Origin of the sequence: Neobacillus niacini (assembly GCF_023715785.1) — a bacterium.
Lineage (GTDB): Bacteria > Bacillota > Bacilli > Bacillales > Cytobacillaceae > Neobacillus > Neobacillus niacini_E.
This window is the reverse complement of sequence record NZ_JAMBOX010000015.1, coordinates 40163-64260: the sequence shown is the minus strand read 5'-3', so window position 1 is coordinate 64260 and position 24098 is coordinate 40163. Positions and strand designations below refer to the sequence as shown.

General features: G+C 40.1%; 23 protein-coding genes and 1 pseudogene. 7 read left to right on the top strand and 17 right to left on the bottom strand.

Going from position 1 to position 24098, the window contains the following annotated elements; translation table 11 throughout:
- Positions 1-6 precede the first annotated feature (6 nt).
- The 9 genes from M3234_RS22200 to M3234_RS22160 form a co-directional block, all read right to left on the bottom strand.
- The gene (locus M3234_RS22200; RefSeq protein ID WP_262306800.1) at positions 7-960 is read right to left on the bottom strand and encodes a sugar kinase; all 954 of its coding nucleotides are present in this window, start codon (positions 958-960) and stop codon (positions 7-9) included.
- A gap of 17 nt (positions 961-977) precedes the next feature.
- A complete protein-coding gene (locus tag M3234_RS22195; protein ID WP_262306799.1) occupies positions 978-1979 on the bottom strand; it encodes a LacI family DNA-binding transcriptional regulator in 1002 nt (333 codons plus the stop codon).
- 342 nt (positions 1980-2321) lie between these two features.
- Positions 2322-3263 (bottom strand): GGDEF domain-containing protein, encoded by a 942-nt coding sequence (locus M3234_RS22190; protein ID WP_262306798.1) that lies wholly within the window; start codon positions 3261-3263, stop codon positions 2322-2324.
- A gap of 23 nt (positions 3264-3286) precedes the next feature.
- Entirely contained in the window at positions 3287-4060 is a 774-nt protein-coding gene (locus M3234_RS22185; protein ID WP_262306797.1) for an EAL domain-containing protein, read from the bottom strand.
- A 283-nt stretch (positions 4061-4343) separates the two neighbouring features.
- Positions 4344-5531 (bottom strand): amidohydrolase, encoded by a 1188-nt coding sequence (locus tag M3234_RS22180; RefSeq protein WP_262306796.1) that lies wholly within the window; start codon positions 5529-5531, stop codon positions 4344-4346.
- 45 nt (positions 5532-5576) lie between these two features.
- Positions 5577-6980 (bottom strand): MFS transporter, encoded by a 1404-nt coding sequence (locus tag M3234_RS22175; protein WP_262306795.1) that lies wholly within the window; start codon positions 6978-6980, stop codon positions 5577-5579.
- A 201-nt stretch (positions 6981-7181) separates the two neighbouring features.
- Positions 7182-9515, bottom strand: a complete 2334-nt coding sequence (locus tag M3234_RS22170) for a helix-turn-helix domain-containing protein (RefSeq protein WP_262306794.1) — start codon at positions 9513-9515, stop codon at positions 7182-7184.
- A gap of 101 nt (positions 9516-9616) precedes the next feature.
- Positions 9617-10270: a permease prefix domain 1-containing protein gene (locus M3234_RS22165; RefSeq protein WP_262306793.1), complete on the bottom strand. Its 654-nt coding sequence runs from the start codon at positions 10268-10270 to the stop codon at positions 9617-9619.
- Positions 10267-10593, bottom strand: coding sequence for a PadR family transcriptional regulator (locus M3234_RS22160; protein ID WP_262306792.1), 327 nt, complete (start codon positions 10591-10593; stop codon positions 10267-10269). The genes M3234_RS22165 and M3234_RS22160 overlap by 4 nt, the downstream gene beginning before the upstream one ends.
- Before the next feature lie 264 nt (positions 10594-10857).
- Here M3234_RS22160 and M3234_RS22155 point away from each other — a divergent pair, with 264 nt between their 5' ends.
- Positions 10858-11454 carry a TetR/AcrR family transcriptional regulator gene (locus M3234_RS22155; protein ID WP_262306791.1) on the top strand — a complete coding sequence of 199 codons (597 nt, stop codon included), beginning with the start codon at positions 10858-10860 and terminating at the stop codon, positions 11452-11454.
- Positions 11451-12392 (top strand): SDR family NAD(P)-dependent oxidoreductase, encoded by a 942-nt coding sequence (locus M3234_RS22150; protein ID WP_262306790.1) that lies wholly within the window; start codon positions 11451-11453, stop codon positions 12390-12392. Before M3234_RS22155 ends, M3234_RS22150 begins: the two co-directional genes overlap by 4 nt.
- An 80-nt stretch (positions 12393-12472) precedes the next feature.
- Here M3234_RS22150 and M3234_RS22145 read toward each other — a convergent pair whose 3' ends face one another.
- Positions 12473-13993: a nitrilase-related carbon-nitrogen hydrolase gene (locus M3234_RS22145; protein ID WP_262306789.1), complete on the bottom strand. Its 1521-nt coding sequence runs from the start codon at positions 13991-13993 to the stop codon at positions 12473-12475.
- A 122-nt stretch (positions 13994-14115) separates the two neighbouring features.
- Here M3234_RS22145 and M3234_RS22140 point away from each other — a divergent pair.
- Positions 14116-14439, top strand: a pseudogene (locus M3234_RS22140) (aldo/keto reductase); the annotation flags it as partial.
- A gap of 222 nt (positions 14440-14661) precedes the next feature.
- A complete protein-coding gene (locus M3234_RS22135) occupies positions 14662-14883 on the top strand; it encodes an alpha/beta fold hydrolase (RefSeq protein WP_262306788.1) in 222 nt (73 codons plus the stop codon).
- A 67-nt stretch (positions 14884-14950) separates the two neighbouring features.
- Here the strand turns inward: M3234_RS22135 and M3234_RS22130 are convergent, their stop codons facing one another.
- On the bottom strand, positions 14951-15544 hold the full coding sequence (locus M3234_RS22130; protein WP_262306787.1) for a DedA family protein: 594 nt from the start codon (positions 15542-15544) through the stop codon (positions 14951-14953).
- Positions 15545-15829: 285 nt separating this feature from the next.
- On the opposite strand from M3234_RS22130, the gene M3234_RS22125 reads away from it, so the two are divergent.
- On the top strand, positions 15830-17122 hold the full coding sequence (locus tag M3234_RS22125; RefSeq protein WP_262306786.1) for a hemolysin family protein: 1293 nt from the start codon (positions 15830-15832) through the stop codon (positions 17120-17122).
- A gap of 70 nt (positions 17123-17192) precedes the next feature.
- Here the strand turns inward: M3234_RS22125 and M3234_RS22120 are convergent, their stop codons facing one another.
- Both M3234_RS22120 and M3234_RS22115 read right to left on the bottom strand, forming a co-directional pair.
- On the bottom strand, positions 17193-17786 hold the full coding sequence (locus M3234_RS22120; RefSeq protein ID WP_262306785.1) for a YdeI/OmpD-associated family protein: 594 nt from the start codon (positions 17784-17786) through the stop codon (positions 17193-17195).
- Between the two features lie 20 nt (positions 17787-17806).
- Positions 17807-18352, bottom strand: coding sequence for a hypothetical protein (locus M3234_RS22115; RefSeq protein ID WP_262306784.1), 546 nt, complete (start codon positions 18350-18352; stop codon positions 17807-17809).
- A 254-nt stretch (positions 18353-18606) separates the two neighbouring features.
- On the opposite strand from M3234_RS22115, the gene M3234_RS22110 reads away from it, so the two are divergent.
- The gene (locus M3234_RS22110) at positions 18607-19233 is read left to right on the top strand and encodes a metal-dependent hydrolase (protein WP_262306783.1); all 627 of its coding nucleotides are present in this window, start codon (positions 18607-18609) and stop codon (positions 19231-19233) included.
- A 492-nt stretch (positions 19234-19725) separates the two neighbouring features.
- Here the strand turns inward: M3234_RS22110 and M3234_RS22105 are convergent, their stop codons facing one another.
- The 4 genes from M3234_RS22105 to M3234_RS22090 all read right to left on the bottom strand — a co-directional run bounded on the left by M3234_RS22105 (position 19726) and on the right by M3234_RS22090 (position 23376).
- Positions 19726-20703: a ring-cleaving dioxygenase gene (locus M3234_RS22105; protein ID WP_262306782.1), complete on the bottom strand. Its 978-nt coding sequence runs from the start codon at positions 20701-20703 to the stop codon at positions 19726-19728.
- 150 nt (positions 20704-20853) lie between these two features.
- Positions 20854-21240 (bottom strand): iron chaperone, encoded by a 387-nt coding sequence (locus M3234_RS22100; RefSeq protein WP_262306781.1) that lies wholly within the window; start codon positions 21238-21240, stop codon positions 20854-20856.
- Positions 21241-21522: 282 nt separating this feature from the next.
- Positions 21523-22182 carry a response regulator gene (locus tag M3234_RS22095; RefSeq protein WP_262306780.1) on the bottom strand — a complete coding sequence of 220 codons (660 nt, stop codon included), beginning with the start codon at positions 22180-22182 and terminating at the stop codon, positions 21523-21525.
- Positions 22183-23376: a sensor histidine kinase gene (locus tag M3234_RS22090; RefSeq protein ID WP_262306779.1), complete on the bottom strand. Its 1194-nt coding sequence runs from the start codon at positions 23374-23376 to the stop codon at positions 22183-22185.
- Between the two features lie 209 nt (positions 23377-23585).
- Here M3234_RS22090 and M3234_RS22085 point away from each other — a divergent pair, with 209 nt between their 5' ends.
- The gene (locus M3234_RS22085; protein WP_262306778.1) at positions 23586-24098 is read left to right on the top strand and encodes a DUF1700 domain-containing protein; all 513 of its coding nucleotides are present in this window, start codon (positions 23586-23588) and stop codon (positions 24096-24098) included.

Genomic DNA, 24098 nt, shown 5'->3' with positions numbered 1-24098 from the left:
ATCACCCTATCTTTCTATGAATTCCTTTTCGCCCAAACGGGCCAACACTTCATCTATATACGGCAGACCCTCGTTATCGCCAGCAACACTGACGACCATCGAGCCGATTGTATTGGCAAACTGAAGCGTTTTTTCAAGTTGCCAATTGTGCAGCAGTCCGTATAGGAAGCCGACATCAAATCCATCCCCAGCTCCCACTGTATCGACCACCTTTTTGGCCTTGACCGGTGGTGCTGTGATGGTTTGTCCATCATGATAGCCGACCGAGCCATTTTCCCCGAGCTTAATCGCCACATAGGAAATGCCATACTTCTTGGCTTTTTCAATAATATCTTGCGGGTCCCGCACACCCCACAGCAGCTCGGCCTCCTCTTCCCCTGTCAACAGAACATCGATATAAGGGAGAAATTTGGATAAAGCCGCTTTCGCCTCTTCACAGCTCCACAGCTTCAGGCGGATATTTGGGTCGAACGAAACCAATACCCCATGTTTCTTTGCCAAAGTAATAGCATGCTTGATCAATTCGATATTTTTGCTTTTATCAATAGCTGGAAAAACCCCAGTGATATGAAGGACCCTTGCTTTTTTAATAAAGTCCTCATTAAGGGTTTCAATCGTTAATGCGGTGGTCGGCGAGTTGCTGCGATAGTAAAACGTCCTCCCGCTTCCATCACCCATAATCTCTTTAAAATTCACTGAAGTTGGATAGCCGTCCACCAGCCTTACTTGCGAAACATCGATGCCCTCGCCACGGACAAAATTGTAAATGTACCTGCCAAATTCATCGTTGCCGAGACAGCTAATCCAACCTGACTTTAGACCCAATCGGGAACAGCCAATAGCCACATTCAGTTCCGCTCCCCCAACCTTCCGTTCAAAAACAGGGACATATCTCATAGGCCCCGTTGTACTTGGATCAAAGGTGATCATCGCGTCGCCAATCGTAATGACATCATTCATTGCACTAACATCCTTTTTCAACAAGAATTCCTGACAATCAGTTCCGGTTTGAAGCGGTAGACGTCGAGCTCTTGCTCCGGTTCCTTGTTCTGGATTTTACTCAAGAGCAACTCGGCCGCTTTTTTGCCGATATCGAATGCCGGCTGGGCGACGACCGTAATGGCCGGTTCGAAAAAGCTGCCAAACGACAACTCGTCAATCCCAATTACCGCTAGGTCTTCAGGAATCCTGATTGGATTTTTTTTTGCATATTTTAAAATCTCCATCATGGTGAGGTCATTCCCTGCCAGGATAGCTTGGATTTGCGGCTTGACAGAGAGCATTTCTTCCAAGCCGGCTTGGATTTTGCTGACTTCCAGGCTTTTGATATATTGATCATTAATCTCGATGCCGTTGCGCTGTAAGGTTTTCTTATAGCCGTAGATCCGCTCCATCCGCGTTGTGACACTGCGTATCTCATTAGTGATAATGCCAATTCGCTCATAGCCTTTGTCAATCAAATGCTGAACTGCTAGGTCCGCAGCGCTTTCATTGTCGAGCATAACGGAAGGTATCGCCACCCCTTCGACTATACGGTCAATGAACACCACTGGAAAGTTTGCCTCATGCATCTCGTTATAGAGTTCTACATTATCTCCAGTCGGAATAAGAATGATTCCGTCCACCTGCTTGGCCTGGAGCATTTCGATATACTGTTTCTCTTTTTCCGCGTTATCGTCAGCATTGCAGATAATGACGTGAAACTCGGCCTCATGGCAGAAATCTTCAATCGCGCGCATGACTTGTGTAGAAAAATTGTGGAGGATGTTGGCGACAATCACCCCGATCGTCATCGTCGTTTTTTGCTTCAAGCTTCTCGCGACTGCATTGGGGCGATAATCCAAAGCTTCAATCGCATCCTCAATCCGCTTCTTCGTGTCTTCAGCCATATATTCATAGCGTTTATTCAGATACTGAGATACAGTACTTTTTGAAACCTTTGCATGCTGAGCAACATCAGCAATCGTCGTTTTCTTCATAATAAAAACCTTCTCCATTATCCAGAAAGGATAAATCGATTTACTAAATCGGTTTACTAAACCGATTTATATGTATTATAAAATGCGTGAAAGCGTTTTACAATAGTTTTTTGAAAATTTGTTGAAATATGTTGAAATTTGCAGGGGATGCAGCACTGTTACGGGCATTACGAAAGCTTCGAGAGGATGAAAACGGCAAACCGAAAAATTGGATTGTCGGCTCGTTGATTATTATTCTATGGATTTTCATTGTTTTATGGCTTGCTTTGAGCGCATATAAGTTTATTACTTAAAGAGGGTGGAGTTTATGATTTGTCCTACACCACCCTATCAATTTTCCCACTAATTATTTATTATATAACAACTCCCTCTCTCACTTTTACACATTCTTTTAACTGCAGCGGCATATTCGATTAGTTCTTCTACATCCTTAAATGTACGGTTCTGATTCGTCACAATGGCAATCGATAATGATACAAGCGGGATTTTTTCTATGATTCCTTGGCGATTTTCTGCGATCACATATTGTTGTGACAGGTGAGAGGAACTATAAAATGCTTGAATCGTCTTTTCAAAATCTTTAATAAGGGATTCGCAATCAGATAGGATATCATGTTGATCGACTACAGCTATAAAATCGTCTCCGCCAATATGCCCTAAAAAGGATCCTTTATTTGTATAATACCTTTTCAGGAGTTCTGCAGTAGATTGGAGCAGAGCATCCCCCTTTTTGAATCCATATGTATCGTTATAGGATTTGAAATGATCTAAATCAAAATATAAAATGCTAAACTTTTCTTGGCGGATGATTTCTTTTAATTTTTCTTCAATGCTGTGATTCCCGGGTAATCGAGTGAGAGGATTTAAAAAGCTGGCGAATTCCACTTGAACCTCCACTAACTTCATTAGCAATTTTTCAATACTAACAACGCCGATATATTTATTTTCTTTTGTGACAATGACATAGTCGTACCGATTCTGTTCTTCCCTTTCCATTGCTAACTTGCATACCTCTGTTACCGATTGAAAAGAATCAACCATGAGAGAATCTTTACTGACAAGCAATTCAATCGATTTCCCCATATAGAGATGATAACCGTATTGGGTTCCAATTTTTTGATAAAAAAATGTTTTTGAAATGAGGGAAACTGGGACTTCATTATTTATCACAACTACTCCTTGTATTCTTGTATTTTCATTAAATAGTTTATCTACGGTACTATTTAATTCATTTAGAGAAACACAAGGAACTTGCTCTACAATATCACCCACATAAGCAACCATTGTTTTCATCCTTTTTTTAACTATTAGCTTACCGAAAGATTTCGGGATTGTGAATACTCCGGTATTCTCCCTGGTTTTACTTCCTCTTTTGGTTTGCCTAAAGCATATCCTTGTCCAAGGTCTACACCTTGTTCAGAAATAAAAGCCAGTTCTTCGATTCTTTCGATTCCTTCTGCAATCATTTGAGAAGAAGACTGTTTGGCATATTCAATGATTAATTTGACCAGCTGCTGTTGCTCTCTATTTTTATCAATATTTTGAATGAGTGACCGATCTAGTTTAATAAATTCAGGCTTTAAATAAATTAATGTTTTTAAGCTATTGTATCCGGAGCCTACATCATCAACGGCAATTCGAAACCCTTGTGAGCGGTAATTGGACAGAACCTTTTCGAACAGTTCAAAATCTGTGACTGCGCTTTTCTCGGTCAATTCAAAAACGACCTGCTTCGGGTCAATTCTGAGCTCAGATAACAGCCGACGGGTTTCTCCGCTATGATAATTAGAGTCAAGCAACACATGAGGATGGATATTGATGAAAATCAATGGGCTTGTCTCAAGAACGTTCTCTTTATTTCTATCAATGAAACGTTTCAAAGCGAGATTTCGGCAAAAGCATTCAAATAAAAACACTTGATTCGTTTGTCCAACAAAATCGTAAAACGTTTCTGTATTTGTAAATAAGGTTGTTTTACCAGGACGATTCAATATTTCATATCCGATTGTTTCTCCTGATTTCAAGTTAAGAATAGGCTGAAAAAAGGTATCCAAGGTGTGATGTTTTATAATTTTTTGCAATTCCTTCAAACTCTTGTAATAAGCGAGATCATTCTTTCTTCTGTTATTTAAATACATGAAATACGAATAAAAATGACTAGTCTTTATATAGGAAAATAGTTTCGAATGATCCATTTCGCACCTACTTTTAGATTAGATACTTTAATTTTACTTATATATTGTTAAGGAAATGTAAAATTCGCTCTGAATTTATGTAAACTTCGAGGAAGGAAAACATGGGCTCAGGGGAGAAAACTGCATAACAAAACCCCTGCATTTCATGTCTATGCAGGGGTTTTGCTGATTAATCTATTTTAAAATATCCACAAACAACTTGGCCAACCGCTTTTGCAGCGACTAAAAGGGCATCTTCATCGATATCAAATTTTGGATGGTGATTAAAGTATGGTTTTTCTACCCCTTTTGGCGTGCAACAAATGTAAAAGAAGCATGCTGGGAATTTTTTTGCATAATGCGCAAAATCCTCTGATGGCGACATTTTCGGGAATTCCTTCACTTCTGTAATGTCTTGATCAATGGCATTTTGTAAAAATCCAGCTACCCTCTCGGTCAGTTCAGGGTTGTTATACAATGGCGGATAATCCGGTGTATACGTAAGTTCACAGGTTACATTGAATTCTTGTTCAATGCCCTTGGCGATACGGCGAATTTCTTGTTCAATCAATTCCCGTGTCTCATCGGTCATCGCCCGAACATCGCCTTCTAGTTCGACACTATCTTTAATCACATTGAACGTCCCTTTTCCGTCAAACGAACCGATGGTAATAACCCCCATATCAAATGGGTTTAGGCGGCGGCTGACGACCGTTTGAATTGCGGTTACAAAATGGGCACCGGCAACGATGGCATCGTTTGCCAAGTGTGGCGAAGAACCATGGCCGCCTGTGCCTTGAACTTTTAATTTAAAGTAGGCACGTCCTGGGAATACGTAGCCGCTGTTGTAGCCGACCACACCGGATGGTCCAAGCGGCAGTAAATGAATCCCGAAAATATCGTCTAAATCATCCAGTAAACCGGATTGAAGCATTCCGATCGCGCCACCCGGCGGCACTTCTTCAGCAGGCTGATGGATAATTTTAATTTTTCCTGGTATGTCATCCTTTAGTTGGATCAGGCAGTCGGCCAGAACTAGTAGATAGGCGGTATGTCCATCATGACCGCAGGCATGCATAACACCTGGATTATTTGACTTGAATGGGACATCGGTTTCTTCCGTAATCGGAAGTGCATCGAAATCAGCACGAAGGCCGATCGTTTTGCCCGGCTTGCCGCCTTCAATCGTCACGATAATCCCATGGCCGCCGCCGACTTTGGTATCAACTTTGACATCTTTCCCTTGATAAAACGCTTCAATATATTTGCTTGTGTTTTCTTCTTCAAATGAAAGTTCAGGGTTTTCATGAAGATAGCGACGGATTCCAATGATTTCGTCTTTCCGTTCTTCTAACATTTTCATTAATTGTTCTTTCATTATGAATGACCTCCATCCAAATTGACCTTTGGCTTCTGGAATAAATTAGCTGGCCTTTTTCGTTAAGACCGCTTGTTGCTCTTTTCCTGCGTTCTTTGGAACCATAAAAACAATGGAAATCAGTGCCAATACACCGAAGATGACATTGACAATAATTCCGGATGTTGCTGCGATTTCTGTACTGCCGACAGCGGCAATTCCGGCATACACGGCTGCCGAAATGGCCACACCGAACGCTCCGCCAAGTGAGCTTGCCATTTTGTAAACACCAGCAGCGGCACCAACCTTATCAGAAGGAGCGTTGGATACAGATGTATCTGTAGATGGTGTTGCATAAATGCCAAGGCCTAAACCAAATAAGGCAAACCCAATGAATACAGCAACGGTATAGGCAAAGCCTGGCAAGAAGGTCAGACCCATCATCGCTACACCAACCGTTGTGATCACAGTACCCCAAACCATTGGAGATTTAGCGCCGGATTTTTGAAGAATTTTCTCCCCAACACGAATCATCGCTAGGACGGCAACTAGGTAACCAATCGATAACATCCCTGATTGGAAAGCCGTAAATCCACGAGCAACCTGAACATACGTATTCGCAACTACTAAAGTACCGGCTACGGCATTTAATAAGAAGTTAGAGTAGGTTGCCCCTGCATATGGTTTATTTTTAAATAATGAAAAATCAATAAGAGCAATGGCATTGTTTTTTTCCACTTTCACAAAAGCAATAATCCCGACAATTGTAATAGCAAGACAAATTAAAGTAAATGTGCTTGTCCAGCCCCAATCTGCTCCGCGAGTAATGAACAGATTCAACGCCAGCATGGTAACGACCAAAATACCTAATCCCTTAACGTCAAATTTAAAAGCACCTTTTGAGTTTGCTTTGCTTTCAGGCGTATCCTTAATCAGCCACATACCGAGAAGCGCAAAAATAATCGAAAAGATGAAAATCCATCTCCAGCCCATATAGGTGGCAATCGCACCGCCAGCGAATGAACATACGCCGGAACCGCCCCACGACCCGATGGACCAGTAGCTTAGGGCACGCTGACGCTCCGCTCCTTCAAAATACTCTTTCATTAACGCGATCGTTGCCGGCATAATACATGCAGCAGAAAGTCCTTGAATAATACGGCCAATAATTAATAATGCGGCCCCTTGTGCCAATACAAGCATCAATGACCCGATAATGCTCAATACGAGCCCAATATAGGTAATCTTTTTCCGTCCGACTTTATCGGCCAAGCCGCCGGCACCGACGATAAACATACCCGAGAATAATGAGGTTAAACTGATTGCAATATTAAGGGTTCCAAGTGAAACACCTAAATCTGATTGTACGGCCGGCACTATGTTCACCATGGCTTGTGCAAACAGCCAGAATGTAATAACGCCAAATACAATACCGGTAATTAATTTATTTGTACCTCTATATGTTTCCATTTCTTTACCTCCTAGATTGCAAAATGTAATTTGCTATCTACCTTTTTTTTTACAACGCCCGCGGTATGTATTAATTATAAAAAATGACCCCTTTAAAAAGGAGTCGTTTTTTAACCACTTTAACTCTCTAGGAAGGTGATATTATTTACTCAGAAACTATTTAGACAAAAATTTACCGTATATTTTTTACCATGGCCATTCTTATTTAAATTCTTTCCTCAATTCAAAAAAGTGAATCGCATTAATGGTTAAGTAGGAATAAAATGACCAATCCCCATCAATTGTTTCATCAAATACGTTTAGTAATGGCTGGCTGGAATGAGTGATGTAGTCAATAATCTCCTTGTCCAAGCCAAATTTGCTGTTATTTTCCCACCAATTCTTATACAGGGCACCATTGTCCTTGTCAAAAACATACTTCCGCACTTGATATTCCCCATTAGGTATTCCTTTGATTGTGACGCGCACTTCTTTCACTAATTTTTGTAAAAACGTTTCTTCGATTGAAAAATACGGATTGACAATATTGTTATTCATCAACACAATCTGGTAGCCTGCTTCATTCTCCATCATGATATGATACGCGCCTTTTGAAACGACCTTTCCTTGCAGCCTGTTGAAAAAGGACATCGCATAAAAGGCAGGGCGTTTGCCGTTAAAATAATGAAACAGCTCCATGCCTTCCAGCGGAATATTTCTTCCCTCGACATTTCGTTCATGAATTTCGGTATTGATCCAAAAACCTAGCGACTCCACCTCTTCCGCCACGGCAAGCGCATCATGCAAGATTAACGACCCGCGGAAAAACGTCCCGTTTGTATAACGGGTATTTCCTGAAAAAGAACTCCAGTTCATTAAATGAATCGGTTTTTCGATCGAATGGCTTTTTAAGTAGTGGGTTAATTTATGCGTTTTTTTCCTAATAAAATCTTTTGCCAATTCATAATTCTCATCAATATCGTATTTGTAATCCACAATTTCATTTGGGCTTGCCTGAAACGCAATGAAATCAATGTGCTCCGGTTGTTTTAACATCCATTTATGCGCTTCATCCGTGGCTCCTGTTTGAAAAGAAAATGGCAAAAATACTCCTACTCTTATAGAAGGAAGTAGTTTTTTCAACAATTGGAATAATGCTGCATAAAATTGCTGGGATTGGCTGCTGTCTAAAGCATCTTCATCCGTCAGGTAGATAAAATACCAGGAGCCAACATAATGTTCACCGAACATTTGCACACAGTGTCTGATAAAATGCTCGAGTACTTGAAAGTAAGACTCATGATCGGTTTTTCTGTATGTAATTTGGATAAATAATGATAGGTTATGTGTCTTCAAAAAATCGATGACATCATCCGAGTTATAGTAAGGAGAGGTTGTCGGAATCAATTCATCCGTTTCTACTGCCGGAGAGATCGTCCTTCCCCTAAGTAATTTATTAATACTAATATAGTTTATATTTAATCCTTTTTTCGCTAATAGCACTTGCTTGCGTATGTTCTCTCGTTGCAATTCCCTCAATTCGCCAATCGTTAATATATTGTCAGGATGAGTAAACTTTATATGGGGTGCAGAAGCTAAATCAATGGTTAATTCATCATAATAGGTCTCTGTATTACTATAGGATGCCGGATGGTCTTCCTCTGAAAGGAATTCACCTAATTTCAACATCAGTTCAGGTGAATTCAGGAAGGCGCCTCTGTCCTCCAACTGATAATACTTAACCAAATTCACTTGTTCTTTTGCGTGCTTTTCCCGAAACGTATGGGGTGTCTCCCCATACACCTCTTTGAATAATGTGGAAAATGATTTGGTATTGGGAAAGCCATTTTTCATGGAAATATAGGTAATCGAATCCTTGGTATATTGTAAATCCTTTACACTGTGCTCCAAGCGGACATTCATAACATAACGGCTAAAGCCAACACCGAATTGCTGCTTGAAATACCGCGAAAAATAGCTTGGCGAAAGATAAAAATGTTTAGCTACATCCTCCAAGGTGATTGTCTCGTCAAAATGCTGATTGACATAGGAAATAATCTCCTGCGATCGCTGGTCATTCGAGTCGATGTGATTCCAATCCATTCTGGTTCCCTTAAATCGTTGAATCAATGTAAGCAAAATTTTGCATGTTAAAATATGTACTTCAAGCTGACTGCCTTCCTCCTGTCTGCAATAGGCAAGCAGCAGTTCAGAGAGGAATTTGCGCATCTGGGCCATAATCTTTTCTTTCCCGCGGTCCAATTGCTGGGAATATAAATGAAAATGATAGTGACGATATTCCTTATAATAAGCAGAAATAAACGAATCTGGAATCCCCAATGATAACACGGTGTTATTTTTGACAGCCTTCACTTGATACAATTCATTTCGGTTGATTACAAGTAAATCATTTTCTTTCAAATGAAAAAATCCATGATCGGTTTCAACGACAATTTCACCATCGAGTACCAGGAGAATTTTGATTCCCTGGTAAATCCGCGATGATAAAAATTCTATATTTTGCAAGAGCAATTGGAAACTCCCTGAATTATCCATTTGTTACCACTCTTTCTGTTCTCTCATCATACATATAGGATAACCTTAATCCCGATTCATTACTAACAGGCCCCTGAAAGGTCAGCGGCCTGGATACATGGTTAAACGGTCTTTTTCCGATTTAAATGTTGCTTTTGCCTTGGGAAAATGAAAGTGAACAACTGCCTTGCGATTAAATACAGCACAGTTGCCAGGGGAATGGCATATAAATCAATCCAAAAGCCTTCCTGGTATTGGTCCGGATTTTTTATGAGAGTTAGAGTCTGGATGCCGGCAATCATCAGGGCAGGCGGCAAAAAGACAACCCATGGGTTGGATAGCCATCTCCACCTGTATTGGTCCATCAACGCCTCATATATCGCCTCTATAGCCCCAGCTATAAAAAAGACTATGAAAAACCCGCCTAGGACACTTTCCAGTGGCAAAGTATTTGAAAATTCCGGATGATAAAACTCCATAATTGAATAGGAGATCAAACATAAGAATGCCGTAACAAAGACAACATTCCATAGAAATCGTACAATTTTATAAAACGGAAAAATCGCCTTTTTCATTTCCCAATTAATTTTATCCACATGGCCAAAAGCCTTGATTGCCTGCCGAATGGCGTCATCCTCCGGGACCCCTTTTATCATCAGTTCCCTTACGTGCTCCTCCAAGTGAATCGAGAGCTCTTCCTGAAAATCGCTTCTCTCCTCATCGGACATCGGCAAATCGGCGACGATTTTTTCTATGTACTGCTCCAGTTTTTTCATGAAAGACCCTCCAACGTTTTGTCGATTAATTGATCGATTTGTTTCCAGCTCCGCAGCTTATCGGCCAACACTTTGCGGCCCGTTTCTGTGATGGTGTAGTACTTCCGTCTGCTCCAATCCAATCCCTCCTGCCAATAGGACACCACACAATCCTTTGTTTCCAATCTCTTCAGTGCAGGATAAAGGGTACCTTCATTCATATGGTACGCATCATCGCTCAGCGCCCGCAGCTTCTTGGTCATTTCGTACCCATAACAATCCTGTTCCACCAACAAAGACAGCAATAATATCTCAATACTTCCTTTTAATAGCTCCCTGTCCATATGGATTCCTCCAGTTTTTTCTAGTACCATTGTATAACAAGGTACATTGTTAGGCAATGCATATGATGGAAAAAATAATATATGAATGATACAAAAGTACAGAAGTCTAGAATCATCAATTAAACCTTCGTTGCAAAAAATGGGTCTATTATTGTCGAAAGTTTTTTCCTGAAAATGGTTGCAAATTGTAAAAATAAATATATAATAATCAATATATAACACTTGATATATATCAACTGAATTTTATTACTAAAGGAGTACAATATGGCACCTAAGTCAAAGTTTAATAAAGACCAAATCATTGAAGCTGCGTTTGAAATCGCCAGAACAGAAGGGATTGGCGGCATTACAATCCGAAAGGTGGCTGATAAGCTTGGGAGCTCGATCGCTCCAATCTATGTGAATTTTAAAGATGTGGATGAATTGATTCAGGAAGTGGTTAACAAGACCTTTGAAGTGAACAGACAACTGATAAAGGAGCAAAATACAGGCTATCCGTTTCGTGACATAGGAGCCGCCAGTCTCAAATTTGCCAAGGAGTATAGCGCCCTATTTCGAGACCTTGTAATGAAGCAAAATGATTACATCAATAATCTGGAGCAGGATGAGGATATGCTTGTAGAAATGATGAAACAAGATCCTACTCTCGAGAGCTTTTCCAATGATGAACTCAGAACCATCTTATTAAAAATGAGAATTTTTCAAATAGGTCTTTCCTTAATGGTGGCAAATGAATTGCTTCCGGACGATTTTAACGAGGAAAAAATGATGCATATGCTAGGCAGCACCGCCAGTGATATCATTACCGCAGCCCAAATTCGGAAAGGAAAAAATACAGGGATAACAGGAGGAACAAAATGAACGATAAGATTGTGATTATTACAGGGGCAAATTCAGGGATTGGCAAAGCAGCCGCGCTAAAATTCGCAGCTGAAGGCTATCGAGTGATCATGGCTTGCCGCAATCTAAAGATTAGTACAGCCGTACAAAAAGAAATCATGGAAATGACCAAAAATACAAATGTTGATTTGATGGAGCTTGATGTTTCTTCTTTTGACTCTATTTGTACATTTTCCACTGCATTTAAGGCGAAATATCCGCACCTAGACATCCTCATCAATAACGCCGCCTATTTAAATCACGGGGAGAAGGAGTATAAGCTAAGTCCCGAGCATATCGAATTGTCGTTCGCTACAAATACTTTCGGCCCTTTTTTGTTGACCCGATTATTGGCTGACCATCTCGAAAAATCTCAAGACCCGAGAGTCCTCAATGCTTGCACGACAAACATAAAAAATTTCTTTGACCCAAAAAGGAAAATTGAGTTCGATAATTTACGCGGGGAATTGCGCGAGACAAGGCCATACAGCGTATATAAGATGTACGGTGACTCGAAAATGGCGCTATTGATGCTAACCTTTAAACAGGCCGAAGAATTTAAAAGCAGGGGAATCAAAGTCAATGCTATTCAAATAAATCGTGTAAAACTATCAAAAGAGACGATTCAAAAGATGCACTCGATTTGGAGGGTGTTTGCTCGGTTACAAAATCTCACGAATCCGCAGCCATCTGGCATGGCTAATAACTATTTTCATATTTGCACCTCGGATGAATATAAAAATCTAACTGGCCAGCTGATTAACCATAAAAGAGAGATTATTGAACCATCAACGGCCGAAACGGGCTTGGCACAATTAAAGAATATATTCGGTAACAAGACATACCCTAGCTATGCGACAAATCCTCAAAACGTGGAACAAGTATGGAGGTTGAGTACCACGCTCACCGAAAACTTTTAATTTTTCTATTTAGCACGGGGGGCAATTGCCCCCGGTTTTTTATTTACGGATTTTGCTGTCTTGTTTGTGGATTTCATTCTTTAATTTGCGGTTTTTCCTGTTTTATTTGCCTTCCTCTTATTTCTTTCAGAAATAACCAATAAAATCAGGAAAATTCCAGCGAATAAGTAGGCAAATACATCTCCAAGTTTAGTATATAGAGTTTGATCTTCAACGACAAACGTATCGCCAACAATCGTTTGCCTTTCATTCACACTGCTTACGGCGGTCATTTTGCCATAGGGAGTAATGACTTGTGCCACGCCTGAAGTAGATCCGGAACCGATAGCAAGATGGTTTTCCACTGCCCGAAACACCGCGTCACTTGCCGCAAAATAAGGGAATCGCTCATCGCCGTAAAAATCATCATCTGCCGGGATAAGCAGGAGTTTGGCTCCGTTTTTTGCATAATTCCTTAGAATAGATTGGTCATGCCGATCCCAGCAAACGGCAAGGGCGACAGGGCCAAATGCCGTTTCATATGTAGGATAATCGCGCGGACCTGGCGAAAAACCGTACTCCTCTTCACCCCAAAGCGTAAAAATCTTAGGCGTCCTGCCCACCTCTTCCCCATCTCGATTGGTAAGGATGGCGGTGTCATACATCTTATCTTTATCACTCCAAACCGTATCAGCGACAATATGGGCGTTCAGTTCCTTTGATAAAGATTTCAGTCCATTAAACAAGTCTTTATCAGTGTTAAGATTCATAAACTCATTTTCTCCCCAAACAATGAAATCTACAGGTTTCTCTTTTACAAGATTAGCAGACAAGTCGGCATTGATTTGGAAGATTTTCTGTTTCATGTCGTCTGTATCGGCAAGATACCCGTCTCCAGCGGATTCCTTACTGCCTAACTTTAACACCTCTTCATCCTGATTAATCAGGTCAACCGTGGCACCAATGGTGATCGGCTCATTTCGTAATGAGTTGTCATGTTTTTTCATTATTAGGCTGCCATAGAGAAAGTTTGCTAGAGGCAGTATAAGCAGAAGCAAACAGGTGACGAGTTTTCTTTTATCCCTAAAGCCTACTTGGAGAATTTCAGCCAGGCAAACATTTGTTAAAAGAATGAGAAAAGATAGACCTATAAAGCCTGTTACTGATAAAATTTGCAGGTTTTCTGGCACCGTCCATTGCGATTTAGCCAGCAGTTCAATCCACCACGTTTTTGTAAAAGGAATGACGGTTTTAACCCATTCGAACACACTAAAGGTAATCGGTATGGCTAGGATGGAATACCAGGATGGAATACGCGATTGCATATCATAGCCCATCTTGAAGAAACCGCCATAGAACAAACCGCCTGCTACCATAATGAGATATCCCCAATGAGAGAAGATCGCCGGATACCAGATATGCGTACCGATTGACCATATAATCGTTGTCGTATAAATTAAGAAAAATTGCTGTTTGGGCGATTTTCCCTTTAGGACGAGCAAGAGCGGTACGAAGCCAAACCAAGCCAAATACGGTATGTCATAACTAGGCATGGATAAAAAGAGCAATACACCAGAGACGCCTGCCAATACAAAGGCTACATAGATATTAGTTATTTTCATTTAAATTCCTCTCTCTTAATCAATCAGTTGATGGGTATTATTTCCCGGGGTTTTTCTACTATTTTCCAACACTTGCATTATAGCAAAGTTATAAAAAAAATCAAAATAGTTAAGGACTATTGAATGTGCAAATAGAATCCTGAGGCCCTTTTGCTGAAGGAAAAAATAACATGTTCCAGAATGAAATTTTAATATCAATAGCGGAAAAACATAATAAATCCGTTGCCCAGGTGATTTTACGTTGGTTGACTCAAAGAGGAGTCGTTGCTATTCCAAAGTCTGTTCATAAGGAGAGAATAGTTGAAAACTTCAATATCTTTGACTTTGAACTAAGCCTTGAGGATTTGGAGAAGATTGCTGCTTTGGATACGAAGGAGAGTTTGTTCTTTTCGCATAGAGATCCTGAAATGGTGAAATGGATTGGTACCCGTAAACTGGATATTTAACTTCTCTTTTGTGAGTCAATGAGGGGGAATACAAATGATATAGTTAGGATGTTTTAAAACAATATCGAATATATGGAAATTGCCAAAAACACGCAGGCTTATATTCAACATTTGCGTATTTTGGCTTTTTTACATTCTTAAAAGATCCTGCCGTCAGGGGTAATCAGTGACCAAAGAAGTGAACTTTTGTTTATGGCTTCAGCAGAATAAGAGCAGCTGAAGGTGGTTCAAGAGGAAGGATTGGGAGATCTTCCTGTGATGATTCTCTCCTCAAGGGCGGAAGAAGCGGAGCACAAAGACTGGCAGAAGGCGCAGGATTCGCTACTTCAATTATCAACAGATAGCAAAAGAAAAATCGTGGAGGACTCCGGTCACTACATTCACCATGACCAGCCGAAGATTGTGCTGGATAGCATAATGGAGATCATCGAAAAGGTAAATTAACTTCCTTTTAATAGAAAAAGAGCCTGATTTGAAAAGTTTCAACCTCAAATCAGGTCTTCTTATTATATTAGCTCTGTACGTTTACCTTTCTTCTTTTTACAATCAACCAGAAAATAAACAGAGCAATTGGGATCAACAGAAAGTTGGCATATTGGCTAAATAATTCGCCGGCTTTTTCCCATTGAGGCCCAAGAATATATCCTAAATACACGTAGCAGGCTGTAACAGGCAGCATCGCTACATACGTATAAATGATAAATTTCCAAACACTCATTTTGGCAATTCCGCAGGGAATAGAAATAGCCGTCCGCACCCCAGGGATAAACCGCCCGATAAACGCAACAGCTCCCCCATGTTTTTCAAAAAATCGATCCGATTTTTCCATATGCTCTTCTTTAATGAAAAAATACTTTCCGAATTTTAGGATGGCGATCCTGCCTCCATAACGACCTATGGCGTACAGTGTCAGCGGCCCCAAAACCCCGCCAATCGAACCTGCAAAAATCGCTCCATATAAATTCATTTCTCCTTGATAGACCCAATAACCAGCCAGTGGCAATACAAGCTCCGCTGGAACAAATTCAAATGTTAATGCAAGCATAATGCCAAAATAAGATAGTTCTTTAAACGATTCCACCATTTCCAGGATTAGAGTTTCCACAAGTTACCTCCACCATTATTGTTTTAACTTCTGGCAAGATTTTGTTCAAATTAACCCAGAAATTAAAATTATACCATACAAATTATACGCGACCCCATTAACAAGTTATGGATAGTGAATATTTTTTAAAATATGAAACCTAATTTTATTTATATCGTACTTATGGCTAATGGTTTTTTTAACAATCTGGGCACAATTTAAAGTAAAAGTGTATCATGCAAAAATCAGGAAGAATCTGGTCTATTATCCTAGGAGGTGTAGGTCTTACAATCGTAAGACTAATGATTGACAACAGTTAACTTATTATTAATTGTATTATTAATTGCATTAACCGCATTTTTCGTAGCAACCGAATTTGCCATCGTCAAAGTTCGTGTATCACGGATTGACCAACTCATAGCTGAAGGAAAAAAAGGAGCGCTATCCGCTAAAAGGGTCGTCACCCATTTAGATGAATATTTGTCAGCATGTCAATTGGGAATTACGATTACGGCATTAGGTTTAGGTTGGTTAGGAGAACCGACGGTAGAAAAATTATTACACCCCTTATTCGAGTATCTTCAATTAAACGAATCAATTACCCATATATTATCATTCGGTATTGCCTTTGCTTTGGTTACCTTTTTACATGTGGTAGTTGGTGAGCTTGCGCCAAAAACGGCAGCCATTCAAAAAGCAGAAGCGGTTACGCTTTTATTCGCAGTGCCAATCATTTGGTTTTATAAATTGATGTACCCGTTTATTTGGTTTTTGAATGGTTCTGCTCGTCTCCTTGTCGGATTATTCGGTTTAAAACCTGCTTCGGAACATGAAGTGGCCCACTCTGAGGAAGAATTGCGGATTTTATTATCTGAAAGCTATAAGAGCGGGGAAATTAACAAGAATGAGTTAAAATACATGAACAACATTTTTGAATTTGATGAAAGAATCGCCAAAGAAATCATGGTGCCCCGAACGGAAATTGTGACCATTTCGATTAACGATTCCTATAAGGATATCATCCACACAATTAAAAGTGAGCATTATACCCGATACCCCGTCGCTGATGGCGATAAAGACAATATCCGCGGTTTTATCAATGTGAAAGAGTTTCTGACAGCACTGCAAGATACAAATATTAACGAGCACTTTCAATTGGAGAAATTCATTAATCCAATTATTCGAGTCATTGAGACAGTCCCTATCCACGATTTGCTAGTAAAAATGCAAAAAGAACGGACCCATATTGCCATTTTAATGGACGAATACGGAGGCACCTCTGGTTTAGTGACAGTTGAAGATATTCTCGAAGAAATTGTCGGTGAAATTAGAGATGAATTTGATGAGGATGAAGTCCCTGCTATTCGTAAGCTAGCTGAGAATCACTTTATTCTTGATTCAAAATTGCTCATCGAGGACGTTAACGATTTATTAGGCATTGATTTATCACATGAAGAGGTTGACACAATTGGTGGCTGGTTCTTAGCGAATACCATCGATGAGGAGAATGATTCGATGATAGAAATGGAAGGATATAAGTTCAAGATCCAAAGCAAAGACGGGCATCAACTTCATTATTTGGAAGTAAAAAAGGTTTAGTAGCATTGTTTGGGTCCGGTGAGCCTGTTCCAGGGTCTGCCGGACCTACTTGTGTGATTCATTTTCTCATCTAATCATTTAATCCTTTTCCATCGAGAATTTGCTGCATATATTTTTCTATCCTTGAGTGGCGTGTTTTGGATTGTTTAGGTTGAGAAAAATAAAGGATGTATGCCCTTTGCCGTCCCGGCGTCAATGCCTCAAACGCAGTTTTCAAGGCAGGGAGTTCATCGAATTTAGCTTGAAGTTCATCAGGAGTGTTGTATTCCACAGTCGTTTTAAGGGGCACTTCCAACCCGGCTTTTTCCACTTCAACGGCTTCATAGATATAGTCTTTAATGATGCGTTCCATCCCAGCTATTTCTTGAACACTGGAGAACCGAACCTGGCGCTGCGCCTGGGAATTCTCTCCAGGTCTGCTTAGAATGCCACTGGGATCTTTTAACAAAGCACCCTTGAAAAACATGAGTGCACAGTACTCTTTAAATCCTTGGATGACGACGATGTTTCTGTTCTCAGACGTATAACAAGGCAGCCTCCACTTCAATTCTTCGGTCAAATCACAATCTAGAGCGATATTTCTTAATGTCACAAACTCTTCCTGCCACTTTTTCACTTTACTTAAAAATTCGTCCACCTTCGGATTCGTACTGTTAATTTTCATCAAAGAAACCCCTCTTCCAATCAATCATCAAGGGGAATCACTTCCGCGATATAAAGAGAATCCCCTGAAAAAATACAATACATATCAGTAATACCATTATCCAGCTTGGTATCTCGAATGACAATACCTTCGTACCCCATTTTCATAAGGTGGTGTCGGACCGCCGTATTGGCTTCATCCTTATTCAGAAGGGTTGCTTTATCCTTCCAGGTGGGATTCTTTTTTCCGGCCGTAAAGTAATCACAATATTTATCTCGTTCCTTCATAAATAAATCAAAGGAATCCTCCGATTTATATTCCTTAAGGTTTGGTTCATCCATATAGACTTTGTAGACAAAGCCCCGGACTGGCCTTTCGATTTGCACCACTTTCGGCTCCCCGTCCTCCCAAAACTCCGTATCGGATTTTTGGATCACCGTCTCTGTTCCGATGGCAAAAGGTTTCGCTGAATCGGCATTGGACGTAAACCAAAAGCCAATCGTGTCGATCCCGTAGGGTAAATTTTGGACAACTGCTTTTTTAGGAAAGTGGTCCAATTTTTTAATGGAACCATGATAAATAATCATACGCAAACCCTCCAATTTTAGTTTGCCCTAATTGGATCGGGAACTTTCAAAGCTAAGTACGTTTGGTCAGCTTTTTCTTATTCTATACATACGGGCAGAGACTTTAGTGTTGAGAAACCAAGTGCCTTTGAAATGATAGCGAATATTGAACCGCATAAGGGTCTTAAGCCTCTAAACAGAACGGATGTTTTGGTATAAAATAGTTACATGTAGTTTGTTTTTACTATATTTATATTTTAAAAGGTGGATTTAAATTGAATGGTACATCACATGCAGTAATAGGATCGGCAGCAGGATTTATGATTGCTCAAACGTATGAAACCTCTCCGTCCGCGACACTCTTGTTAGTCGGATTAGGCGCCGTCTCAGGGTTAATCCCTGATTTGGACATTGACGGAAAGCTACGCGGAAAAATTACTTTGTCTCATAAGGTGATTAGGCTATCTGCCCTAATCATTGGAATGATGATGATTTTCTATAGTTTCTTAGAAAAAACGGCGATGGAAAGATGGATGGGTGCCGGAATCGGATGTTTGATTCTAATAGTGGCCTCCCTCATTAAGCAAAAACACATGTTAACGATTACGGGTATCGCTGTCCTGTTGGGAGGAATCTCGTTAGAGGAACTTTGGTTAATACTGCTGGGAATTTTCATAATCATTGCATCATTTACTTCGCATCGAAGCTATACCCACTCTATCTTGGGCATTGTTTTCTTTGGGGTTATTGCCTTCCATTTGGAGGCTTCACTTGGGATCCAGGGCGTTTTCTATACCTGTCTTATTGGGTACATCAGTCACCTGGTGGCCGATTTAAAAATACTGCCATTTAACAAACGCGGGGTTAAGCTGTTCTTACCGCTGTCTTCAAAAGAAATATAACTTTGCACTAATGTGAATTAGTCCATTCTTTCTCAAGAGGTACAACTATTATACTCAGCATGGACCCACTCCATTTGCATTTGACTTTAAGTGTGCATTTGATGAAAATGGGAAGACGCTCTTGGTTAAATAGCCAACAATAGCCCCCCTTAACTAGTTAAGGGGGGCTATTGTCGAGAAAGGGGATTTTCTCGGTATTTTGTTTGCTTTTTATTCTTTAGCTCTGTTATTGCTGTATGTTGATTTTACTTTGTTTTAAAAATAAACGGAGAAATTCCGTTTAAATCGGGAAATATCCATGTTTCCCTAAAAATAGGGGTAGTTTTCCGTTTATATTATTCAAATCATTGGATTTTGTCTTTTTTAGAGCAGATAACCGGAATTTCTCCGTTTATATCTGCTTCTTAAGCCTTAATAATTACATTAACCGGAAATTCTCCGCTTATGAATTCTCATACCTACACGAAAGTCAACAATAAATAATATCAGAGCCTATTCTTTAATAAATTCCTTTGTACTTCTCACAGTATCAATCGGGCGAACATACTTTTCTATTTCTGCACGTTTTGGCTCCAAGAATGGCGGTAGAGATAATTTTTCCCCAAGCGTTTCATAAGGCTCATCTCCCATAAAACCAGGACCATCAGTAGCAAACTCAAATAAAATTTGTGGTGCAACTCTTGCGTACAATGATTCAAAAAAGTGACGGTTTACATAACCGGATGTAGCGAATCCAAAACTATCCATGCGTTCAATCCACTCTTCTAAAACAGCGCGATCCTCTACACGGAAAGCCGCATGGTGAACCGTCCCAAAACCTTGCCGGGCTTGAGGAAGAATCGGATCATATTCCACAATGACCGAGGCACCATTCCCGCCTTCCCCCACTTCAAATAAATGGGAGGATCCTTCCTTGGCAGTCTCTTTAAATAGTAGGACTTTTTCCAGCATTTCTTTAAAGTAATCAAAGTTTGCAATCCGGACAAAAATAGGTCCTAAACCGGTAATGGCGTATTCAAGTGGGATTGGACCCTTTTGCCATGGTGTGCCAGATTCAATTCCTTTATTGAATTCATCAGAAATCAACTGATATTGTTGATCATCAAAATCAACGAAAGAGAGAGTTTTCTTGCCAAATTGCTCTTTGATTCCTGTATGTTTCACTTCTAGACGATCAAATCGTTTGACCCAATAGTCTAATGCCGCATCACTTGGTACACGGAACGAGGTCTTGGAAATCTCGTTAGTCCCATGTACACCTTTTGGAATGCCGGGGAAGTCAAAGAAAGTCATGTCCGTTCCTGCGCTGCCTTTATCATCAGCAAAAAATAAGTGATAGGTTTGAATGTCATCTTGATTGACCGTTTTTTTAACTAACCGCATTCCTAACACATAATTGAAAAATTCATAATTTTTTTCTGCACTGCTTGTAATGGCAGTTACATGGTGTATTCCTTTTAAATGGTTCATGATGGATACCTCCAAGGTTTTTAGATTTTTATCTCGGATTTAATTATCTCGAATCTGAGATAATAATACTACTTATCCATATTATTGTCAAATATCTTTTATTCTTATTGAACTTACTCGCCCGCTCGTCGAAAAAACCTCAATAATAAACTATTTCTTCTTTTTTATTTTCTCTTCTGCTTTACTTATGTTTTCAGCCACTCTAAATTTTACGATTTGACCAATCAATTCATAAGGGATAGGTTTTCCAATTGGGAATTGGACTGCACCTTTAGAGGTCTTATATCCCGTTAATTCCTGTTTAAAAGCAGTAATGCCGCTTGAAGTTGGATAGAATCCTATATGGTTTTTGTATGCAGCAAAATGCACCAAATTCTGATGTAAAACAAAAGTAGGCATTCCATAGCTTATTTTTTCCATAGCATTTGGCGCTGATTCCTTAATAACCTTTCTAATTGTCTTCAGTATTTCTTGAACCTCTTCAGGATACTGCAAAATATATTCATCAATTGATTTAGGAATATTGGTTTGTTCCATCGTATTTCTCCTCCAAAATCTAACTGTTCAAATTATTATTTCACTTACCTACTCCGTTACTTCTCAAAACATGTTTTTTAAAAAATAAGACATCCTAATAGTACCAAAGAAATAGGATATAAGCCTCTGCTTTAATACCCATTATTTCAATAAAGCATATAAGGTATCCATATGGTTTGAAAGGAGCTCTATTTCATGTGACGTGTTCGGCTGAATTTTTCACTCCGACGCGTCATAAGTGGCAGTACCTGACGCGTTTTTTATTTATGACACTAGTTATTGTCACATCCCTCCCGTTAACCCCTCCTCCTTCGCCTTTAACGCCGCTTGAAACCGGTCCTTTACATCTAGCTTATGGTAGATACTAGAAATATAGTTCTTAACGGTTCCCTCCGACAGAAACAGCCTTTCTGCAATCAGCCGATTGCTTAACCCTTGAGCAATGCATTCCAGCACTTCTTCTTCCCGTTCGGTTAAGTCATAGTTGTTCTTGTTTTCTTGGGGGGCTTGTGGCTCAGGACTGTTAATTTGCTGAACGAGCAGCTTGGCCAAATCCTGTGGCAGCAGGGTGCCGCCCTTATGAATCAATTTAATGCCTGCAAGCAAGTCCTTTGGGTGAATCGCTTTTAACAAATAACCTTCTGCCCCAATGGCCAAAGCGTCTATCACATAATTGACCTCTTGGAAGGTTGTTAAAATAATGACCCTCGTCTCCGGCCAGCGTTGTTTGATGATTTTCGTTGCCGATATCCCGTCCATTTCCGGCATATTAATGTCCATCAATATCATGTCGGGTTGTTGCTGTTGGCATAAATCAATGGCTTCAGCACCATTTTCCGCCAAACCGACGATTTCCATCTCATCATCCATATCTAACACGATCGACAAGCTTTCGCGAATCAGCTCTTGATCATCTGCGATGACTAATTTTATGACACTCATTTAGGCCACCCCTTTTATCGGTACTGTAATCGTCAGCTTTACTCCTTGATGTTTTCCACTTGTAATATCAAGATTTCCTTGCAGCTCACCAATTCGTTCCTTCATAGCGGTTAGGCCAAAACCAGGCTGCAAAGCATCGATTGGACTTCCATTGTTCTCAATGATTAAGACAACTTCCGAATCAGTAAACAGGTAATCGATGATAATTTCTGATGCACCGCCATGTCTTTTAGCATTGGTCAACGCCTCTTGAAGACAACGGATAAATGCGAGTTTTATATTTTTGGAAATAGGAAATTCCTGCCCTTGTCTATGGAACTGTACAGCAGTATCTGTATTTTCTTTGAAACTAGTAACAATTTTATATAATAGCTCCGATAATGGCTGCTCATTTTCTGATGGAGCAATTTGATGGATGTGTTTCCGAATGTCTTCTAGGCCTTTACGGGAAACGTTGGCAAGGTTTTCTACCTTCTGTTTAGCCCTTTCAATGTCTGTTTCCAGCAAATAAGTAACGGCATCAAGTCCCATTGTAACCGAAGTAAAGTGATGGCCGATCGTATCATGCAGCTCTTGTGCCAGCCGGTTGCGTTCTTGGAGCAGCGTCACCTTCTCAATCTGTTCTGCATACTGAAGAAGCACCCGATACTGTTCTTGGATTAATTGATATTGTTTATTATTTTCAGCGATGATTCGTTTTGTCTTCTGCTGCGATTGAATCACATAATTAAAGCAAGCTCCAAATCCTAGAAAAATTAAGATATCAATGTACTGAAGAAAATAAGTAACGGTGTCTAGGGTCCACAATGTAGGGATTGGAAATAAAATTAAAAACACGGGAAAGGTCCATTTGGCCGTCTGTTTTGTAGCAAGGTAACCAATCATTAAGATGGACATGAGGATCATGGCCCCACCAAGGTTAATGTGCGATACGACATTAAAATAGACAGAGGCTCCGCCTGCCACAATGAGCTCAGCAACGGGATAAAGGACCGGGTTCTTGTAGCCAGGTCTCCAAAAAATGTGCGGGACAATATAATAGACGGTTAATATCCCAACAAAAGCCAAATAGGAAAGGACGCTTTCACCTTTCACTTGAATAAAGAGAGAAAGAATGCCCGCCAGATACCAGCACAATCTTAAGAAAAAAATAAACCAGTCCACCCACATCCACTCATAATCTGTCTTCTTCAAACCTCCACCTCCCCTTCTGTTACTATTTTCCTATACTTACCTATCTTACAAGAATTTAGGTAATTCTAATAGTCCAAAAATAAATAAATTTCATCGTTTGCCGGACGAACTCCAAAGGTAATGCGGAATTTCATGACTGAACTCACTACAGTCATATGACTTTTTCTTTGTATGATAAGGTCATAGGGTTACAGAAAGGAACGAAGGATATGAAAAACGAAGAAATGCTGCAGGAGTTGGAAGAACGATTAAAAGGGCTGCCAACGGACGATCGGGAGAAATTAATCGAACTGTATCAGGACCTTATAGAGGTCGCGACGGAAAATCGCAAGGCCAATACACATTTGCCGGGGACGTTAGCTGAACACTACCCGTTGCCGATTGATTCGGAAAATGAATCTTATCCTCATATAGGTCGAGTCATCCTGGCATCCATCAGTTTATTTTTCTTTAATCTCATTTTTGTGCTAGGTCCCGTCATAACGATTTTTGCTGTTTATCTGTCTCTTTGGATTGTCTCGGCCAGCTTTGTTTTATCGCCGCTTTTTGTCGTGACACAGGTAGTGATCGGCGGCTTTACCACCATGGAGTTGTTTCTATCCCTGATTCTATGCGGAATAGGAATAGCACTTGGAGCAGGAATGGTTAAGGCGGGAAAAGGGTTATATAAGATTTTTAGTACGTATGTAAATTGGAATATAAAATTAATAAAAGGAGAATAA

Bases quoted from the DNA above. Each gene is read 5' to 3' on its own strand.
- M3234_RS22200 (WP_262306800.1), bottom strand. From the start codon at position 960: ATGAATGATGTCATTACGATTGGCGACGCGATGATCACCTTTGATCCA.
- M3234_RS22195 (WP_262306799.1), bottom strand. From the start codon at position 1,979: ATGAAGAAAACGACGATTGCTGATGTTGCTCAGCATGCAAAGGTTTCA.
- M3234_RS22190 (WP_262306798.1), bottom strand. From the start codon at position 3,263: ATGGTTGCTTATGTGGGTGATATTGTAGAGCAAGTTCCTTGTGTTTCT.
- M3234_RS22180 (WP_262306796.1), bottom strand. From the start codon at position 5,531: ATGAAAGAACAATTAATGAAAATGTTAGAAGAACGGAAAGACGAAATC.
- M3234_RS22175 (WP_262306795.1), bottom strand. From the start codon at position 6,980: ATGGAAACATATAGAGGTACAAATAAATTAATTACCGGTATTGTATTT.
- M3234_RS22170 (WP_262306794.1), bottom strand. From the start codon at position 9,515: ATGGATAATTCAGGGAGTTTCCAATTGCTCTTGCAAAATATAGAATTT.
- M3234_RS22165 (WP_262306793.1), bottom strand. From the start codon at position 10,270: ATGAAAAAACTGGAGCAGTACATAGAAAAAATCGTCGCCGATTTGCCG.
- M3234_RS22160 (WP_262306792.1), bottom strand. From the start codon at position 10,593: ATGGACAGGGAGCTATTAAAAGGAAGTATTGAGATATTATTGCTGTCT.
- M3234_RS22155 (WP_262306791.1), top strand. From the start codon at position 10,858: ATGGCACCTAAGTCAAAGTTTAATAAAGACCAAATCATTGAAGCTGCG.
- M3234_RS22150 (WP_262306790.1), top strand. From the start codon at position 11,451: ATGAACGATAAGATTGTGATTATTACAGGGGCAAATTCAGGGATTGGC.
- M3234_RS22145 (WP_262306789.1), bottom strand. From the start codon at position 13,993: ATGAAAATAACTAATATCTATGTAGCCTTTGTATTGGCAGGCGTCTCT.
- M3234_RS22120 (WP_262306785.1), bottom strand. From the start codon at position 17,786: ATGAAAATTAACAGTACGAATCCGAAGGTGGACGAATTTTTAAGTAAA.
- M3234_RS22115 (WP_262306784.1), bottom strand. From the start codon at position 18,352: ATGATTATTTATCATGGTTCCATTAAAAAATTGGACCACTTTCCTAAA.
- M3234_RS22105 (WP_262306782.1), bottom strand. From the start codon at position 20,703: ATGAACCATTTAAAAGGAATACACCATGTAACTGCCATTACAAGCAGT.
- M3234_RS22100 (WP_262306781.1), bottom strand. From the start codon at position 21,240: ATGGAACAAACCAATATTCCTAAATCAATTGATGAATATATTTTGCAG.
- M3234_RS22095 (WP_262306780.1), bottom strand. From the start codon at position 22,182: ATGAGTGTCATAAAATTAGTCATCGCAGATGATCAAGAGCTGATTCGC.
- M3234_RS22085 (WP_262306778.1), top strand. From the start codon at position 23,586: ATGAAAAACGAAGAAATGCTGCAGGAGTTGGAAGAACGATTAAAAGGG.